The following is a 16705-nucleotide window of genomic DNA, read 5'->3' as shown; positions in this document are numbered from 1 at the left end:
TTAGCCTTGGATTATAGCGTGGAATGATAGCTGGTCACGCGCTCAACCTCATTTTTTGAGCCGAGGATCACGCTGACGCGCTCATGGAGCTGAGTGGGCTGGATGTCGAGGATGCGTTGCTTGCCGTTGGTGGCAGCGCCACCGGCTTGTTCGACCAGCCAGCCCATGGGGTTGGCCTCGTACATCAGGCGCAGCTTGCCGGGCTTGTTGGGTTCGCGCTTGTCCCAGGGGTACATGAAGACGCCACCACGGGTCAGGATGCGGTGGACGTCGGCCACCATGCTGGCAATCCAGCGCATGTTGAAGTCCTTGCCACGCGGGCCTTCCTTGCCCTGCAGGCATTCGTCGATGTAGCGCTTCACGGGTTCGTCCCAGTGGCGCATGTTGCTCATGTTGATCGCGAATTCCTTGGTGTCCTCGGGGATGCGCACGTTCTCCTCGGTCAGCACGAAGGAGCCCTGTTCGCGGTCGAGGGTGAACATGGCTACGCCATCGCCCACGGTGAGCACCAGGGTGGTCTGCGGGCCGTAGATGCAATAGCCCGCGGCCACTTGCTGCGTGCCGGGCTGCAGGAAGTCGCCTTCCTCTACGCCCCGATCACCGTCGGGCTTCTTCAGCACGCTGAAGATGGTGCCGATGCTCACATTCACGTCGATGTTGCTGGAGCCGTCGAGGGGGTCGAACAGCAGCAGGTATTCACCCTGTGGGTAGCGGTTGGGCACCAGATAGATGCCGTCCATTTCTTCGGACGCCATGGCCGCCAGGTGGCCGCCCCATTCGTTGGCTTCGATCAGCACCTCGTTGGCGATGATGTCGAGCTTTTTCTGGATCTCGCCCTGCACGTTTTCGCTGCTGGCCGTACCCAATACGCCGCCCAGCGCGCCTTTGTTCACGGCGTGGCTGATGCTTTTGCAGGCGCGCGCCACCACTTCGAGCAGCAGGCGCAGCTGCGAGGGGATGAGGCCGTCCACCCGTTGCTGCTCAACGAGGTAGCGGGTCAGGCTGATGCTTTTTGCCATGTCAGTCTCTTCTCGGTCGTGGTTTATTCGGCAAGCGCGCGGGTCACCACCTCACGCACATCGTTGGACAGATCGGGCTTGGCGGCGACGCGGGCGATGGCCTCGCGGGCGGCGCTGCGCCACGGGTCTGCCAGCTTTTTCCAACGGTCGAGCGCGCGTGCGAGGCGGGCGGCGACCTGCGGGTTGATGGCGTCCAGCTCGATCACGCGGTCGCTCCAGAACACGTAGCCCGCTGCGTCCGACCGGTGGAACGCGCCGGGGTTGGCACTGCAGTAGCTGAAGATCACACTGCGTGCGCGGTTCGGGTTCTTGAGGCTGAAGTCCGGGTGCGACATGAGCTGGCGCACGGCGGGCAACACGTTGCCGCCACGGTCCGGGGCGCCGGCTTGCAATGCAAACCACTTGTCGATGACCAGCGGCTCGTCCTTGAACATGGCGTGAAAGCGCGCCAGGGCAGGAGCGGCCAGCTCGCTGCCACTGGCTACCAGGGCGGTCAGGGCGTTGAAGCGGTCCGTCATATTGCCAGCCACCTTGAAGCGCTGGTAGGCCTTGCCAGGCCACACCACATCGCCTGTCTTCTGCGCGGCAATGCACAGCATGTGCAGCGCCAGGCCGCTGAGCGCGCGGCGGCCGGAGGAGACGGGGTCGGGGCGGTAGCCGCCGGTGTCCTGGTTCTGCTCCCAGGCAGTTTCCCAGTCGGACTGCAGCGCCAGTGCCAGCTCTTCGCGCATGGCTTCGCGCACCGCGTGGATGCGCTGCGGGTCCACTACGTCCAGCTGCTCGGCGATGTAGGTTTCGGAGGGCAACGTGAGCACCAGCTCCTTGAACGCTGCATCCAGGGCCGGGTTGCGCAGCACGCTGCGCATGGCTTCCACAAACTCTGCAGACAGGATGGCTTGGTCAAATCGGCCGGTAGCGCTAATTTTATATGCCTCGTTAGCTATTGTATTGATAGCAATTCGCAGTGCCAGGCGCTGGCCTGCTTCCCAGCGGTTGAAGGCGTCGGCGTCGTGCGCCAGCAGGGTGAGCAACTGCGCGTCGGTGTAGTCGATATCCAGCACCACGGGCGCGCTGAAGCCGCGCAGCAGCGAGGGCACCGGCTCGGCATCCAGGTTGGTGAAGGTCAGCGTCTGCGATGCTTCGGTGAGCACCACCACGCGCGAGGTGGCGTGGGTAGCACCTTCTGCAGCGCCTTCGCCCGCAAGGTGCAAGGGCAGGGCGGCACCGGTGGTGGCGTCGATCAGGCCCAGCTCCACCGGGATGACGAAGGGCAGCTTCTCGCTCTGGCCGGGCGTGGCCGCGCAGCTTTGCGACAGCGTGAGGGCGTAGCAGCGCGTGGCGGCGTCGTAGCGGCCTGTGGCGCGCACACGGGGCGTGCCGGCCTGGCTGTACCAGCGCTTGAACTGCGCAAGGTGCTGCGTGAGCGGGCTGGCCGGGTTGGCATCGGCGATGGCCTGCACGAAGTCGTCGCAGGTCACAGCCTGGCCGTCATGGCGCTCGAAGTACAGCTTCATGCCCTTGGCAAAGCCTTCGCGGCCCACCAGGTTGTGCTGCATGCGCACCACCTCGGCACCCTTTTCGTAGATGGTGACGGTGTAGAAGTTGTTGATCTCGACGTAGCTGTCGGGCCGCACCGGGTGGGCCATGGGGCCTGCGTCTTCGGGGAACTGGGCGGTGCGCAGCACGCGCACGTCCTCAATGCGCTTGACGGCGCGGGCCGAGGGGCTGCCCGCCAGGTCCATGCTGAACTCCTGGTCGCGGAAGACGGTGAGGCCTTCCTTCAGGCTCAGCTGGAACCAGTCACGGCAGGTGACGCGGTTGCCGGTCCAGTTGTGGAAGTACTCGTGGCCGACCACGCTTTCGATGTTGGCGAAGTCGGTGTCGGTGGCGGTGGCTTCGCTGGCCAGAACGTACTTCGTGTTGAAGATGTTCAGGCCCTTGTTCTCCATGGCGCCCATGTTGAAGTCGCTGGTGGCGACGATCATGAAGCGCTCCAGGTCCAGCGGCAGGCCGAAGCGGGCTTCGTCCCAGGCCACGCTGTACATCAGCGAGTTCATGGCGTGTTCGGTCTTGCCCAGATCACCGGGGCGCACGTAGACCTGCAGCAGGTGGTCGGTGCCCGAGCGGCTCTTGATCTTCTGCTCGCGGGCCACCAGCTTGCCCGCCACCAGGGCGAACAGGTAGCAGGGCTTCTTGTGCGGGTCGACCCACTTCGCAAAGTGGCGGCCGTCTTCCAGGTCCCCGCTGTCCACCAGATTGCCGTTGCTCAGCAGCACCGGGTACTGGGCCTTGTCGGCGCGCAGTGTGACGGTGTAGCTGGCCATCACATCGGGCCGGTCCAGGAAGTAGGTGATGCGGCGGAAGCCCTCGGCCTCGCACTGCGTGAAAAAGGTGCCCTGGCTCACGTACAGGCCCATGAGCTGCGTGTTCTTGGCGGGGCAGCAGGTGGTGAAGATTTCGAGCGCAAAGGGCTCGGAGCCTTCCGGCAGGTTCTCCAGCACCAGGCGGGTGCCTTCCATCTTGAACGATGTGCCCTGTCCGTTGACCAGCACGCGCGCCAGGTTCAGGTCGTCACCGTCGAGCTTGAGCGGCTGCGCGGCCACGTCGGGGTTGCGGCGCAGCGTCATGCGGTTGAGCACGCGCGTCTTGGCCGGGTCCAGGTCGAAGGTCAGCTCCACGCTGTCGATCCAGTAGGCGGGGGCGGTGTAGTCCTCGCGGCGGATGGCGATGGCCGGGGCTGCGCCGTCTCCGCTTCCGTCGGCTTTATGCAGTTGCAACATGGATGCTCTCCAGAAAGTCGGTGTTCATGAGTTCGGTGTAGTCGCGCACGGCGGCCAGCACATGAGGCCCGGCCAGTTGCTCGGGCGTGTGGGTGCTGCAGATGGCCACGGCGCGCATGCCCGCGCGGCGTGCGGCCTCGATGCCGAAGGGCGCATCTTCAAAAACGATGCAATGCGCCGGGTCAGCCGCGATGCGGCGTGCGGCTTCGAGAAAGATGGCGGGCTGGGGCTTGCCAGGCAGGCCCTCGTCGCCGCGCACGATCGCTTGCGGCGCGGGCTCCAGGCCGAGGTGGCCCAGGGCGAATTCCACGTTGCCGATGTCGCCGGCCGTGCCCACGGCCACCTTGAGGCCGCGCGCGCGCACCTGAGCTACAAACTGGCGAAAGCCCGCCACCTCGGCAAAGCGCGGGGCGAATAGCTCGCGGTAGATGGTTTCTTTTTCGTGCGTGAGCGCGTCGGCCTCGTCCTGCGACACAGGGCGGCCCAGCAGTTCCACGATGCACTCGGTGCCATTGCGGCCCGTGGTGCGCGCCATGAGGTCGGGCACGTCGATGTCCATGCCCCGGCGGCGTGCAAACTCGACCCATGCCTGGGCGTGCCAGGGCATGGAGTCGATCATGGTGCCGTCCATGTCGAAGATGATGGCGTCGGTGCGCATCCGCATCGCTCAGACGCCTTGCTTCAACGAAGCTTCGATGAAGGCGTCCAGGTCGCCGTCCAGCACCTTTTGCGTGGCCGAGATTTCGACGTTGGTGCGCAGGTCCTTGATGCGGCTGTTGTCCAGCACATAGCTGCGGATCTGGTGGCCCCAGCCCACATCGGTCTTGGTGTCTTCCAGCTTTTGCTGCTCTTCCATGCGCTTGCGCATTTCGAAGTCGTACAGGCGGCTGCGCAGGCGCTGCCACGCCACGTCGCGGTTGCTGTGCTGGCTGCGGCCGTCCTGGCACTGCACCACGATGCCGGTGGGGATGTGCGTCAGGCGCACGGCCGAGTCGGTCTTGTTGATGTGCTGGCCACCCGCGCCGGAGGCACGGAAGGTGTCGGTGCGCACGTCGGCAGGGTTGATGTTGATCTCGATGGAGTCGTCGATCTCGGGGTAGACGAACAGCGACGCAAACGAAGTGTGGCGGCCGCCGGAGCTGTCGAACGGGCTCTTGCGCACCAGGCGGTGCACACCGGTTTCGGTGCGCAGCAGGCCGAAGGCGTATTCGCCCTCGATCTTGATCGTGGCGCTCTTGATGCCGGCCACGTCGCCCGGGGTTTCTTCTTCGACCGTGGCCTTGAAGCCCTTGCGCTCGGCGTACTTGAGGTACTGGCGCAGCAGCATGCTGGCCCAGTCGCAGGCCTCGGTGCCACCAGCGCCTGCCTGGATGTCCACAAAGCAGTTGAGCGGGTCGGCCTCATTGCGGAACATGCGGCGGAACTCCAGCTCCTCGATCAGCGGCTTGAGCTTGGCCGCCTCGGCCTCGATGGTCATGAGGCCGGCCTCGTCGCCTTCCTCCTTGCTCATCTCGTACAGCTCGGCGTTGTCGGCCAGCTCACGGGTGAGCTTGTCGAGCGTCACCACCACGCTGGAGAGCGACTTCTGTTCCTTGCCCAGTTCCTGGGCCTTCTTGGGGTCGTTCCAGACCGCGGGGTCTTCCAGCGATGCGTTTACCGTGCGCAAGCGTTCGAACTTGGCATCGAAGTCAAAGATACCTCCGTAACTCAGCGGTGCGCTGAGCCAGGTCTTCGAGGGTGGTGCCGATGAGGTTGATGCGTTCTGCGTCCATGATTCTTGTCCTGCGTGTTCTGTGGAATAACCCGCGATTTTCTCATGGGAAGGGTAAGAGCCTGTTCAAAGTCTTTTTGTAGTCGCACAAGTCCCTTGCCGGGATAGGATGCAAGGCGCGGTGCGCAGTGGATAGCTCGGCTATCCACAAGCGCCGCAACGCAGCAAACCGCCCGGCAAGGCACTTGCCCGAAGGGTTGGAGCGAAATCGGGCCGATGAACTTGGAGTGTTGGCGCCCCGGCTGCTTGCATGGGCATGAGCCCATGCGGCGCATCCGAAGCATCCACTCATCCCGATTGCGCTCCAATGCGATCTCCAAAAAGACTTTGAACAGGCTCTAAGTGCCCCGGCAATGCTCTTTGCGCGGGGCGATCGCTGCAGCGGCGCGTGGAGCCCGGCGGGCAATCTGCCGGGTGAATATCAAAAATGATAGCTACTCAGGCAATATGCACTAGCGCTTGGAGGCGCTAGGGCGTCAAATTGCCTCAGGCAGCATCCAAAAACGCTTCGATCAGCTGCGCTACCTGCTCGGGCTGGTCGTGGTGCAGCATGTGGCCTGCGTCTTGCACGACGGCCGTGCTGCAGGTGCGCACATGGGTCAGGCGCTGGTGATATTCGTCCAGGGTGTACCGGCCGTTCCACCACTGGCCCAGGCTGTCGCCACTGGCCTCGATGGCCAGCACGGGTGCGGTAATGCGTTCGTAGATGGCCAGGGCCTCGTCTGCGCGGTACAGCTGCGCGCTGGTGATCTTGTGGGCGGGGTCGCCCAGGATTTCCCACTGCCCCTGCGCGTTGGGCCGTGCCCAGTGCTGGGCCAGCCATTGGGCCTTGTCTTCGGACAGGCGGGGGTTGGTCTTCATCAGGCGGCGGGCCACGCCGTCGGCGCTGTCATAGGTCTTGAGTTCCTTGGTGCCCTGGTGCAGCTGCTTGATTTCGTCGATCCATTGCGCGTAGCGCGTGGGCGCCTGCGCGGGGCGTGTGGCGGGCAGGCCAAAGCCTTCGAGGTTGACAAGCTTGCGCACCCGCTCGGGCCGCACGCCGCCATACATCATGGCCACGTTGCCGCCCATGCTGTGGCCTACCAGGTCAATGGCTTCGCCGGGCGCGTAGTGGTCCAGCAGCAGGTCCAGGTCGGCCAGGTAGTCGGCAAACACATAGTGGTCCACCGGTGCACCGGTGGTCAGGCCGAAGCCGCGCCAGTCTGGCGCGATGATGCGGCGTGGTTGGCGCAGCGCATCCACCGTGAACTGGTAGGAGGCACTGACGTCCATCCAGCCGTGCAGGAGCACCAGCGTGGGCAGGTCGCTGTGCTCTGGGCCCCAGTGGCGGACGTGGTAGTTGAGGTGCCGCAGCGCCAGTGTGCTGCTGCGCGAAGGGGTGAGAACTTGGTACATGCTGTGCCAATGTTACGTTGCCGCCGCGCTGGCGGGGCGCCCTGCGGTGTCACCAAGGAGTCCGGCGCCCGGCAGGTTTTGGCGATCGCTTGTACCATCGTCAGCCGGGGTCGCAGTAGGCCCTGTTTCCTTTTCCACCATCTGGAGCCTCCACCGCATGAACACCGTCCGCTTGGGTCAGAGTGACCTGCTTGTCACCCCCATTTGCCTGGGAACCATGACCTTCGGCGAGCAGGTCAATGAGGCCGACTCGCATGCCATCCTGAGCCAGTCGCTTGCGCGCGGCGTGAACTTCATCGACACGGCCGAGATGTACGCTGTGCCCGCCCGGGCCGAGACCTTTGGCGCGACTGAAACCATCATCGGCAACTGGTTTGCCAAGAACCCCGGCGCGCGCCAGAAGCTGGTGGTGGCCACCAAGGCGGCGGGCCCATCGCGCGGCATGCCCTGGGTGCGCGAGGGCAAGGGCATGACGGCGGCCGATATCGTGGCGTCGTGCGAAGGCAGCCTGCGCCGCCTGCAGACCGATGTGATCGACCTCTACCAGATCCACTGGCCCGAGCGCCATGTGCCCGCGTTTGGCAATCTGTATTACGACCCCGCCAAGGAAACGTCGCAAACCCCCATCCGCGAGCAGCTGGAGGCGCTGGCCGGGCTGGTGAAGGCGGGCAAGGTGCGCTACATCGGCCTGTCGAACGAAACCCCCTACGGCGTGCACGAATTCGTGCGCCTGGCCGAGCAGCATGGACTGCCGCGTGTCGCCACCGTGCAGAACCCGTACTGCCTGATCAACCGTACCTGGGAAAACGGGCTGGACGAAACCTGCCACCGCCTGGATGTGTCGCTGCTGGCCTATTCGCCCCTGGGCTTTGGCCTGCTGACGGGCAAGTACGACGAAAGCGGCATCACCGGCCCCAACGCTCCCCAGGGCGCGCGCATTGCGTCGTATGAATCGGTGCGCAAACAGCGCTGGGGCCGACCTGAGGCGCTGGAGGCATCGCGCCGCTACAACGCCTTGGCCCGCGCCAACGGCATGACGCCGACGCAGATGGCGCTGGCGTTCTGCTACACCAAGTGGCAAGTGGCCAGCACCATCATCGGCGTGACGTCCGTGGCGCAACTGGAGGAAGACCTGAGCGCCTGGGGCACGACGCTGTCACCCGAGGTGCTGAAGGCCATCGACGCGATCCGTTGGGAGCTGCGCGACCCTGCGCTGTGACCGGGGGCAGGGCGTGGCCCTGTGAATCGGCAAGATCAAACAATGGGGCCGTGCAGGCCCCTTTGTTTTTCTGCGAGTCGGTGCGCGCTGCCGTCAGGCCGTCGCCTCATGCCCGGCGGTGCGTCCTTCAGTCCACGGTGTCCCTTGGGGCTCACCCAGGTCCCAGAACAACCCGGCCATCACCGCCAGCCCTTCTCGTGCCACGGGTGCCAGCAGATGCTCGTTGGGCGCATGTTGGGCGCAAGCGGGGTAAGAGTGGGGCACCCACAGCGTGGGCAGGCCCAGCTGGTCGGCAAATATGTCGTTGGGCAGCGAGCCTGCCAGGTTGGGCAGCAGCGTGGCGGGCTGGCCTGCGCTGGCCTGCAGCGAGGCCATGGCCCAGTCCACCCATGGGTTGTGCAGGTCAAGCCGCGTGGCACCACACAGCATGCCCATGGTGATCTCCACCTGGCTGAACCCATGCGCATCCAAGTGCTTGCGCAGCGTGGCTTGAACGTTTTTCCAATCGGTGCCCACCACAAACCGCAGCTGGCAATGCGCCACCGCCTGCGATGGGATCGCGTTGATCGGCCGCAGCGCATTGCCTGCGCCCAGAGCCAACACCTCCAGCGTGTTCCAGCCCACCAACTGCTCAGCGGGGGTCAGGCCAGGCTCGCCCCAGCCGGGCGTGAGTGCAGGGTCGTCCGCGCCTGCGCCGATCACCACATCCTGCAGGGCCGTGCGCAGCTTGTCGGGTACTGCCGGTGGCAGCAGACCTTGAACCAGAATGCGGCCCTTGTCGTCCACCAGCGTGGCCAGTGCATGGGTAAGCACCGTGGCCGGGTTGGCCAGCACGCCGCCCCAGTTGCCCGAGTGATAAGCCTTGTCGCGGCTGCGCACGGCGAGCGAAAAATTGATGGCACCGCGTGAACCCAGGAAGAGGGTGGGGTGGCCCGCATTCACACGGGGGCCGTCGCTGGCCACGAACAGGTCGGCCTTCAATGCATCGCGGTTTTGCTCACAGAAGGCGCCCAGGCCGGGCGAGCCCGCCTCTTCACCCATCTCCATGAGCAGCGTCACGTTGAAGCCCAGGCGGCCGCCTCGGGCCTTGATGGTGTGGGCCAGTGCGGCCAGGCTCACGGTGTGCTGGCCCTTGTTGTCGGCCGTGCCCCGGCCGTACCACCGCTCGCCTTCTATGGTCAGCTCCCAGGGCGAAAGGCCCTCGCGCCATTGCGTGTCCTGCCCGTTGACCACGTCGCCGTGGCCGTAGGTGAGCACGGTGGGCAGCGCAGGGTCTTCCACACGGCGTGCCACCAAAAAGGGGCCGCCTTGCGGCGAGGGGTTGTCGAGCACCTCGCATGCAAAACCCAGAGGCGTGAGCCAGGGCACCATTTCGTCGGTGAGGTAGGCGCGCAGTTCGGGCGGCACCTTGCCGGTGTCGCTTTCGGTGCGCCAGGCCACACGGCGGCGCAGGTCGGTGGCAAAGCTGCCTTCGTCAAAGTAGCGCTGGACGTTTTGAATGAGCTGTTGGCGGTTCATCGTGCAGGTCCTGTTCATGTGTTCTTCAATCCACCACGATCTTGGCGCGGTGGGCCAGCGCGCGGTAGCGGCCGATCTCGTCATCGATCATGGCGCGCGTGGCCACGGGGCCCAGGTGCACGGGTTCCATGCCCTGGGTGCGCATTTGTTCCTGCAGGCCACTGTCGCGGGTGACGGCTTCTACCTCGGCCACCAGCTTACGGATGACGGACGGTGGCGTCTTGGCGGGGGCGGCGATGGCGTACCACGCGTCGAACACGGCGTCGGGCAGCTTGAGTTCCTCCACCGTGGGCACCCCTGGCAGCATGCTGGAGCGCGACTTGCCAGCAATGGCCAGGGCGCGCAGCTTGCGGGCCTTCACCTGCGGCGCCGCAGCGGCCACGGTGTCGATGCCCAACTGAATTTCGCCGCCCATGAGGGCGATCAGCGACTGGCTGCTGCCCCGGTAAGGTACGTCCTGCAACTGGATGCCCGCGGCCTGCTCCAGCAGCGCGCCTGCCAGGTGCGGGCCGGACCCCGAGCCGAAAGTGGCGTAGTGGATGCCCTTGGGCTTGGCCTTGGCCGCTGCGATCAGCGCATTCAGGTCTTTGTAGGGCGCGCTGGCGCTGACGACCAGCACCAGCGGTGCCCGGGCCACGGTGGCCACGGGCACCAGGTCCTTGGCCGGGTCATAGGGCAGCTTGCTACGCAACGCCGGGTTGACCGTGTAGCTGGTGGAGCCCGAGACCAGCAGCGTGTAGCCGTCCGGGTCGGCGCGCACCACGGCTTCGGTGCCGATGATGGTGGAGGCGCCCGGTTTGTTGTCGACTACCACCGCCGCGCCCAGGCGGCCAGTCAGCTTCTGTGCCAGCGCACGTGCCACCACGTCGGTGCCGCCGCCGGGCGGGAAGGGCACCACCATGCGCACCGGGCGCTGGGGCCACGCGTCGGCGGGGGGCGTAGTCTGGGCCGAGGCCAAGCTGGCATGGCCGGCAAGAACTGCCAGGGTGGCAGACAGGAAAGAGGCTCGAACAAGGCGTTTCATGCGGACTCCGGTGGTAGGGCCCCGGCAGCGGGCGCGTGGCTCCATGACGTCACACGCCGCCCACGCAAGGGCATGGGTGAATTGGAGCCTCAAGCCATGCAAGATGGATGCTGGTTTACCATTGCTTGGAATAGAGATTTGGCAACTAACCATTGCCTTTTTGTGATTCAAACAACCATGGCCATTTCACTGCTCAGCCTGCCCTTGCGTTACTTTCTGGAGGTGGCGCGCACCGGCTCCGTCAACCAGGCGGCGCAGCGCCTGCATGTGGCTGCGTCGGCCGTGAGCCGCCAGCTGGGCAAGCTGGAAGACAGCCTGGGCGTGGTGCTGTTTGAGCGCCAGGCCCGGGGCATGACGCTGACCGAGGCAGGCACCCGGCTGCTGGCCCACGCCAGTGCACACGATGCGCAGGCGCTGGAGCTGGTCGAGCAATTGCAGGATCTGTCTACCCAAGGTGCCCTGCGGGTGCGGCTGGCGTGTACCGAAGGGTTTGCGGCAGCGTTCATGCCGCTGGTCATGGCGGGGTTTCGGCAGGCGCACCCGCAGGTGCAGTTGCAGTTGCAGGTGGCCGTGCCGCAAGAGGTGTCGGCCCTGGTGCTGCGCGGCGAGGCGGATCTGGCGCTGAAGTACAGCACGGCACCCGAGAAGGGCCTGCAGGTGCTGCACTCGGCCATCGCACCCATTTACGCCGTCATGCCCGCGCAGCACCCGCTGGCGCGCCAGCGCAGCGTGAGCGTGGCCGATGTGGTGCGCTACCCGCTGCTGCTGGGCGCCGCCAACACCACAGGGCGGCAGCTGTTTGACCTGAGCTGTGCGGTGCAGGGGCTGCGCTATGTGCCCGCCGTGGAGAGCAATTTCTCATCGGCCCTGCTGCCGCTGCTGAGCGGGCAGGACGTGTTGCTGGCCAGCTACCTCACGGCGGCGCGCTGGGTGGAGGCGGGCCTGCTGGCAGCTCGGCCTTTTGACGAGGCGCAGCTGCAGCAGCGCCGCCTGCAGGTCTTGGCGGCCGAGGGGCGCAGTCAGTCCACATTGGTGCGGCAGTTCACGCAGGCGCTGGTGGTCGCCATTGAGGAATACGGCAAACGCAAGGTGGGGCGACGCCGCAAGGCCGCTGCAGCGCCTGCCACGGTGTTCTGACACGTCGCTGCAGGATTCAACGCGCTCACATTTGGATACGGATACCATCGGTGCCCTAGCCGCACCACACCATGGCCAAGAAAGAACACGTTTCCGAGACCCAAGCCACCCAGCTGCTCAAGGCGAACAAGGTGGCTTTCACCGAACACCCGTATGAGTATCTGGAGCACGGCGGCGCCATGCACAGCGCCGAGGTGCTGGGTCTGGACCCCTACACCGTGGTCAAAACCCTCGTCATGCAAGACCAGGACGCCAAACCGCTACTGGTGCTGATGCACGGCAACCGCAAGGTTTCGACCAAGAACCTCGCGCGCCAGATCGGCGCCAAGTCGGTCGAGCCCTGCTCGCCCGAGGTGGCCAACCGGCACAGCGGCTACCTGGTGGGCGGCACGTCGCCGTTCGGCACGCGGCGCACCATGCCGGTCTATATCGAAGAAACCATCCTCGCGCTGCCCCGCATTGCCATCAATGGCGGGCGCCGGGGCTTTCTGGTGCAGTTGGACCCGCAGGTGTGCGTGCAACTGCTGGGCGCCAAACCGGTGCAGTGCGCGCTGGCAGAATAGGCCGCCGTGCGATACATACAGCCCGTCAGAAGGCTGACCCAATGATTTCCAAGGAGTTGTTTTGACCGCCGTCTATCCCGTTCTTGCCACTGTGGCCGCCTACCTGCTGGGCTCGCTGTCGTTTGCCGTCATCGTGACGCGCGTCATGGGCCTGAGCGATCCGCGCACCTATGGCAGCAAGAATCCCGGCGCCACCAATGTACTGCGCTCGGGCAGCAAGGCGGCGGCCATCGTGACTCTGCTGCTGGACGCGATGAAGGGCTGGCTACCGGTGGCGCTGGTGATGTGGTTTGGCCACCCCTATGGGCTGGAGGACGGCACCGTGGCGCTGGTGGGTCTGGCTGCTTTCCTGGGGCACCTGTGGCCGGTCTTCTTCCGGTTTCAGGGCGGCAAGGGCGTGGCGACGGCGCTGGGCGTGCTGGTGGGCATCAGCGGCTGGCTGGGCCTGGCCACGGCGGCCACCTGGCTCATCATTGCGTTCTTCTTCCGATACTCGTCGCTGGCCTCGCTGGTGGCGGCTGCGTTTGCTCCGGTGTACTACCTGATGGTGGATGGCGTGGTCTGGTATGCCGAGGGCACGATTGCGGCCTCGATCGTGGTCATGGCGCTGCTGTTGGCCTGGCGCCACCGCGAAAACATCCAGCGCCTGATTGCGGGCACGGAATCGCGCCTGGGCAGCAAAAAGGCGAAACCTGTCGAGGGTGAAGAGAGCGCCAAGGCAAAGCCGAAAGCAAAGCCCAAGGCCAAACACTGATGTAGCCACGCGCCCGGTTTGGGCGCGTGCCCTGCGTCAGAGCGCGCCGGGCGCTGTCACTAGCCCGCGCAGCCCCGCGCTGTGCTGTGCGGCATACAGTCCCAGCCGCACCATGGTGCGGTGGTTCAGCTCCAGGCTCACGGCGGACCGGGCCAGGGCCGACTGGATGCGGGGCTTGCCGCTGGCAGTCTGGTACAGGCTGGGCTGACTGCGGTGGTTGCCGGTGTTGTCCAGCAGGCTGGCCACCAGCGGGTGGTTGGCCTTGTCGCTGCGGCGCAGCACGATGGCGGTTTCGCCGTTGTCCAGCTTGACGAAGGTGCCCGGGGGGCACAGGCCGATGGAGCGCACCAGCGTGTAGCTGACCTCGTCGCGCTGGTCCACTTCTTGTCCTACGATGGCGCGCACCGAGTCGGTAGCGCTGCGCCCGGCGCGGGATTTGCGCGGGCTGATCATGGCGGCATAGCGGTCAATGGTGCCGAGGACACGGGTGAGCCGGTCGATCGGCTCCTGTTGGGCCAGGGGCACGCGCTCTGCAATGCTGGCATGGTGTTGCCCCACCACATCCAGCCAGAGTTGATCGTTGATGAACAGGCGCTCCAGCAGCAGCATGCTGTCTTCGGGGTGGCTCTTGATGGCCTCCTGCTGCTCGGCCGTGGGGCGTTCACGCTGCACGGCCAGTTCGTCCTGCAGGGCTGTCATGCCGATGTTCATGGTGAGCGCCGCCCGCACCAGGCTGTCCCGCTCGCGCTGCGGCAGCTTCAGCTCCAGCGCCATGATGTGGCACAGCGTGCCACACACCAGTGCGTGCGATGCGCTGTAACCCACGGTGGATGTGGACGCGTGCTGGAACATCAGGTACAGCGCTGCGTCGATGTCGTGCGCCACCAGGTCCTGCAGCCAGGCATCGAACTGCCGCACCTTGCCCGGAAAGTCCTGCACCTGCAGCGGCCGGCTCAGCAGCACCGACAGGGCTGACTCCAGGTCGGACCATAGGCTGAGCAGGTCCTCGTACTCCCCTTCGGAGTGCGCGTGGGTGGAGGCAGGGTGTGCAGACATTGGAGGTGTATAGACGTCAGTGGCGCTTTTCCAGCACCATCTGGTCATTGGTGCGTGTCATCTGGAACTCGTTCAGAAAGCTGTTGCCCAGCAGCACGTAGGGCATGGGCTGCGAGGTGATGATCGCCTCCACCCCAAAGACTTCGACGTCGCCAATGCGGATGGAGTCCAGCTTCATGCGCCAGCCCTGGGCGACACCATTGGCGGTGTTCACGCGCACCGGCTGGCCGCTTTGATAGTTCAGGCCCATGCGCTCTGCATCGGGTCGCCCGATGGCGACGGTGGAGGCTCCGGTGTCCACCATGTACTGCATGACCTGCCCGTTGATGGTGCCGCTGTTCACAAAATGCCCGCGGCCGTCGGCCACCAGCTGAATGCGCTTGCCGCTGCCACTGCGTCCGCCCACGCTGACGGGCGCTTCGCCCAGCCGCAGCGTGCGCCGCGCGCCCTGGATCTCGACAGTGGCCTCGTCCTTGGCGACAGCGATGACTTTCACCCCCTGGAACTCGTCCCCCGCGCCCACCGCCTTGGGCGGGCTGGCGTTCACCACCAGCAGTGCCTTGCTGCCCAGCACACCCGCCAGCGCCACGGCCTGCGCATGCGCCCATGCGGGGGCCAGCAGCAACCCGATGCACAGGGCGACGGGGCGCTGATAACGGCGCAGCCCCTGCGAGAGCGGGGGAACGGCCCGCAAGGCCTCAGGGGGGTGTTGTTTCATATCAGTCGCGGAAGTTGTCGAATGACAGCGGCACGTCCGTCACGTCCTTGCGGATCAGGGCCATCGCGGCCTGCAGGTCGTCGCGCTTGGCGCCGGTCACGCGCACCTTGTCTTCCTGGATGGCGCCTTGCACCTTGAGCTTGCTTTCCTTGAGCAGCTTCTGGATCTTCTTGGCCAGCTCGCTCTCGATGCCGTTGCGCACCTTGATGACCTGCTTGACCTTGTCGCCGCCCATTTTCTGTACGTCGCCCATGTCCAGAAAACGCACGTCCACATTGCGTTTGGTGAGCTTGTTGCGCAGCACGTCTTCGATCTGGGTGAGCTGGAAATCGGCGTCGCCGATCAGCGTGATGTCCTTGTCCTTGATCTCGATGCTGGCGGCGGTGCCCTTGAAGTCGAAGCGGGTGGCGATCTCTTTCGCGGTGTTCTCGACGGCGTTCTTCACTTCAACCAGGTTGGCTTCGCAGACGGTGTCAAAAGATGGCATGGTGGGTCTCAATCAATCTCGGGAAACAAAGGTGGCTCGCAGGCCGCCAGCAGGGGCCGGTGCGACAATCGGGCCAATGGTAGTCGAGAAAAACGCCCCTTTACAGCCCTGCAACACCTTCGGCATTGCTGCACGCGCCCAGACCCTGGTGCGTGTGCGTTCAGTGGATGACCTGCTGGCTGTGCTGGCCGACCCGGAACTGGCACCCGCACCCAAGTTTGTGCTGGGCGGGGGCAGCAACATCATCCTGACGGGCGATGTGAAGCCCGTCGTGCTCAAGATGGAAATCAAGGGCCTGCGCCTGGTTGAGGAAACGCCCAAGGCCTGGATCGTGGAGGCGGGTGCTGGCGAGGTCTGGCACGACGCCGTGGCCTGGACGTTGGCGCATGGCTATCCCGGTCTGGAGAACCTGGCCCTGATCCCGGGCACCGTCGGGGCATCGCCCGTCCAGAACATTGGCGCCTATGGCGTCGAGCTGCAGGACCGCTTCGAGTCGCTCGACGCCATCGATCTGGCCTCGGGCCAGTCGTTCAGCCTGGATGCCGCGCAATGCGGCTTCGGCTATCGCGATTCGGTCTTCAAGCACGCCCCTTCTGAGGCGCAGGACGGCAGCGGGCTGCCGCGCGGCATGGGGCTGGCCGGCCGGGCGGTGATCACCCACGTGCGCTTTCGTCTGCCTAAACCCTGGAAGCCGGTGCTGGGCTACCTGGACCTGGAGCGCCGCCGCGCCGAGGCGGGGGTGGAGCACCCCAGTGCCCAGCAGATTTTTGACTGGATCTGCGACATTCGCCGCGCCAAGCTGCCCGACCCTGCCGTGGTGGGTAATGCAGGTAGCTTCTTCAAGAACCCTACTGTATCGCCCGACCAGTGCGCCGACATCATCGCCCGCGAGCCCAAGATCGTGCACTACCCCATGCCGGACGGCAGCATCAAGCTGGCGGCGGGCTGGCTGATTGATGCCTGCGGGTGGAAGGGCAAATCCATCGGCAAGGCTGGGGTGTACGAAAAGCAGGCCCTGGTTCTGGTCAACCGGGGGCGGGGGGCCGAGAGTGTGACGGGGGGCGAGGTGATGACCCTGGCCAAGGCCATCCAGACCAGCGTGTACGAGCGCTTTGGCATCCGGCTGGAGCCCGAGCCGGTGGTGGTGTAGCGCGCGAAATGTTTTGCGGCCCTTGTGCCTCGGGCGTGCATGGGTAGCGCCTGCTCTGATGCGGCAATGAAAAAAACCATCCCATGGGGTGGCTTTACTCATTGATTGATAGCT

Annotated in this window: 15 protein-coding genes; 5 read left to right on the top strand and 10 right to left on the bottom strand. The window is 65.4% G+C overall.

The genetic code is table 11. The features are described 5' to 3' along the window. Positions 1 to 11 precede the first annotated feature (11 nt). From ACOYR4_RS13565 to ACOYR4_RS13545, 5 genes are all read right to left on the bottom strand, one after another. Complete coding sequence (locus ACOYR4_RS13565; protein ID WP_056063775.1) at positions 12 to 1019, bottom strand: class 1 fructose-bisphosphatase; 1008 nt, start codon at positions 1017 to 1019, stop codon at positions 12 to 14. Between the two features lie 23 nt (positions 1020 to 1042). Continuing rightward, positions 1043 to 3799 carry an aminopeptidase N gene (gene pepN, locus ACOYR4_RS13560; RefSeq protein WP_422846957.1) on the bottom strand — a complete coding sequence of 919 codons (2757 nt, stop codon included), beginning with the start codon at positions 3797 to 3799 and terminating at the stop codon, positions 1043 to 1045. Continuing rightward, positions 3783 to 4457 (bottom strand): HAD family hydrolase, encoded by a 675-nt coding sequence (locus tag ACOYR4_RS13555; protein WP_422849660.1) that lies wholly within the window; start codon positions 4455 to 4457, stop codon positions 3783 to 3785. The genes pepN and ACOYR4_RS13555 overlap by 17 nt, the downstream gene beginning before the upstream one ends. Positions 4458 to 4466: 9 nt before the next feature. Beyond that, a protein-coding gene (prfB, locus tag ACOYR4_RS13550; protein ID WP_110961277.1) for a peptide chain release factor 2 occupies positions 4467 to 5571 on the bottom strand; the annotation gives its coding sequence in 2 pieces (ribosomal slippage) (positions 4467 to 5489 and positions 5491 to 5571; 1104 coding nt in all). 485 nt (positions 5572 to 6056) lie between these two features. After that, positions 6057 to 6965 carry an alpha/beta fold hydrolase gene (locus tag ACOYR4_RS13545; RefSeq protein WP_060987474.1) on the bottom strand — a complete coding sequence of 303 codons (909 nt, stop codon included), beginning with the start codon at positions 6963 to 6965 and terminating at the stop codon, positions 6057 to 6059. Positions 6966 to 7122: 157 nt separating this feature from the next. On the opposite strand from ACOYR4_RS13545, the gene ACOYR4_RS13540 reads away from it, so the two are divergent. Beyond that, the gene (locus ACOYR4_RS13540; RefSeq protein WP_422846956.1) at positions 7123 to 8184 is read left to right on the top strand and encodes an aldo/keto reductase; all 1062 of its coding nucleotides are present in this window, start codon (positions 7123 to 7125) and stop codon (positions 8182 to 8184) included. Positions 8185 to 8277: 93 nt separating this feature from the next. Here the strand turns inward: ACOYR4_RS13540 and ACOYR4_RS13535 are convergent, their stop codons facing one another. Both ACOYR4_RS13535 and ACOYR4_RS13530 read right to left on the bottom strand, forming a co-directional pair. After that, positions 8278 to 9702 (bottom strand): M20 family metallopeptidase, encoded by a 1425-nt coding sequence (locus ACOYR4_RS13535; protein ID WP_422846955.1) that lies wholly within the window; start codon positions 9700 to 9702, stop codon positions 8278 to 8280. 25 nt (positions 9703 to 9727) lie between these two features. Continuing rightward, a complete protein-coding gene (locus ACOYR4_RS13530) occupies positions 9728 to 10726 on the bottom strand; it encodes a Bug family tripartite tricarboxylate transporter substrate binding protein (RefSeq protein ID WP_422846954.1) in 999 nt (332 codons plus the stop codon). Between the two features lie 177 nt (positions 10727 to 10903). Between ACOYR4_RS13530 and ACOYR4_RS13525 the strand changes: the two genes are divergently transcribed. The 3 genes from ACOYR4_RS13525 (at position 10904) to plsY (ending at position 13180) form a co-directional block, all read left to right on the top strand. Next, positions 10904 to 11863 carry a LysR family transcriptional regulator gene (locus ACOYR4_RS13525; RefSeq protein ID WP_422846953.1) on the top strand — a complete coding sequence of 320 codons (960 nt, stop codon included), beginning with the start codon at positions 10904 to 10906 and terminating at the stop codon, positions 11861 to 11863. Positions 11864 to 11934: 71 nt separating this feature from the next. Beyond that, complete coding sequence (locus ACOYR4_RS13520) at positions 11935 to 12426, top strand: aminoacyl-tRNA deacylase (protein ID WP_110961282.1); 492 nt, start codon at positions 11935 to 11937, stop codon at positions 12424 to 12426. 61 nt (positions 12427 to 12487) lie between these two features. Further along, positions 12488 to 13180 carry a glycerol-3-phosphate 1-O-acyltransferase PlsY gene (gene plsY / locus ACOYR4_RS13515; protein ID WP_110961283.1) on the top strand — a complete coding sequence of 231 codons (693 nt, stop codon included), beginning with the start codon at positions 12488 to 12490 and terminating at the stop codon, positions 13178 to 13180. A gap of 36 nt (positions 13181 to 13216) precedes the next feature. Here the strand turns inward: plsY and ACOYR4_RS13510 are convergent, their stop codons facing one another. Genes ACOYR4_RS13510 through ACOYR4_RS13500 form a run of 3 tightly spaced genes read right to left on the bottom strand, consistent with a single transcriptional unit; the run spans position 13217 to position 15441 of the window. Then, on the bottom strand, positions 13217 to 14236 hold the full coding sequence (locus ACOYR4_RS13510; RefSeq protein WP_015014475.1) for an HD-GYP domain-containing protein: 1020 nt from the start codon (positions 14234 to 14236) through the stop codon (positions 13217 to 13219). Between the two features lie 16 nt (positions 14237 to 14252). Beyond that, positions 14253 to 14954 carry a retropepsin-like aspartic protease family protein gene (locus ACOYR4_RS13505; RefSeq protein ID WP_296336656.1) on the bottom strand — a complete coding sequence of 234 codons (702 nt, stop codon included), beginning with the start codon at positions 14952 to 14954 and terminating at the stop codon, positions 14253 to 14255. 1 nt (position 14955) lies between these two features. Then, the gene (locus tag ACOYR4_RS13500; protein WP_015014473.1) at positions 14956 to 15441 is read right to left on the bottom strand and encodes a YajQ family cyclic di-GMP-binding protein; all 486 of its coding nucleotides are present in this window, start codon (positions 15439 to 15441) and stop codon (positions 14956 to 14958) included. A 76-nt stretch (positions 15442 to 15517) separates the two neighbouring features. On the opposite strand from ACOYR4_RS13500, the gene murB reads away from it, so the two are divergent. Continuing rightward, the gene (murB, locus tag ACOYR4_RS13495) at positions 15518 to 16591 is read left to right on the top strand and encodes a UDP-N-acetylmuramate dehydrogenase (RefSeq protein WP_422846952.1); all 1074 of its coding nucleotides are present in this window, start codon (positions 15518 to 15520) and stop codon (positions 16589 to 16591) included. Positions 16592 to 16705: the final 114 nt, after the last annotated feature.

The sequence above is a fragment of the Acidovorax sp. M14 genome (assembly GCF_049331375.1).
Taxonomy (GTDB): Bacteria; Pseudomonadota; Gammaproteobacteria; order Burkholderiales; family Burkholderiaceae_C; genus Acidovorax.
Note: the sequence above shows the minus strand (reverse complement) of the source record. Positions and strands in the feature narration are given on the sequence as shown.

Coding starts and splice junctions, on each gene's coding strand:
- ACOYR4_RS13540 (WP_422846956.1), top strand. CDS start 7,123: ATGAACACCGTCCGCTTGGGTCAGAGTGACCTGCTTGTCACCCCCATT.
- pepN (WP_422846957.1), bottom strand. CDS start 3,799: ATGTTGCAACTGCATAAAGCCGACGGAAGCGGAGACGGCGCAGCCCCG.
- ACOYR4_RS13505 (WP_296336656.1), bottom strand. CDS start 14,954: ATGAAACAACACCCCCCTGAGGCCTTGCGGGCCGTTCCCCCGCTCTCG.
- ACOYR4_RS13545 (WP_060987474.1), bottom strand. CDS start 6,965: ATGTACCAAGTTCTCACCCCTTCGCGCAGCAGCACACTGGCGCTGCGG.
- ACOYR4_RS13510 (WP_015014475.1), bottom strand. CDS start 14,236: ATGTCTGCACACCCTGCCTCCACCCACGCGCACTCCGAAGGGGAGTAC.
- ACOYR4_RS13555 (WP_422849660.1), bottom strand. CDS start 4,457: ATGCGCACCGACGCCATCATCTTCGACATGGACGGCACCATGATCGAC.
- ACOYR4_RS13500 (WP_015014473.1), bottom strand. CDS start 15,441: ATGCCATCTTTTGACACCGTCTGCGAAGCCAACCTGGTTGAAGTGAAG.
- ACOYR4_RS13535 (WP_422846955.1), bottom strand. CDS start 9,702: ATGAACCGCCAACAGCTCATTCAAAACGTCCAGCGCTACTTTGACGAA.
- ACOYR4_RS13530 (WP_422846954.1), bottom strand. CDS start 10,726: ATGAAACGCCTTGTTCGAGCCTCTTTCCTGTCTGCCACCCTGGCAGTT.
- ACOYR4_RS13565 (WP_056063775.1), bottom strand. CDS start 1,019: ATGGCAAAAAGCATCAGCCTGACCCGCTACCTCGTTGAGCAGCAACGG.
- ACOYR4_RS13525 (WP_422846953.1), top strand. CDS start 10,904: ATGGCCATTTCACTGCTCAGCCTGCCCTTGCGTTACTTTCTGGAGGTG.
- murB (WP_422846952.1), top strand. CDS start 15,518: ATGGTAGTCGAGAAAAACGCCCCTTTACAGCCCTGCAACACCTTCGGC.
- ACOYR4_RS13520 (WP_110961282.1), top strand. CDS start 11,935: ATGGCCAAGAAAGAACACGTTTCCGAGACCCAAGCCACCCAGCTGCTC.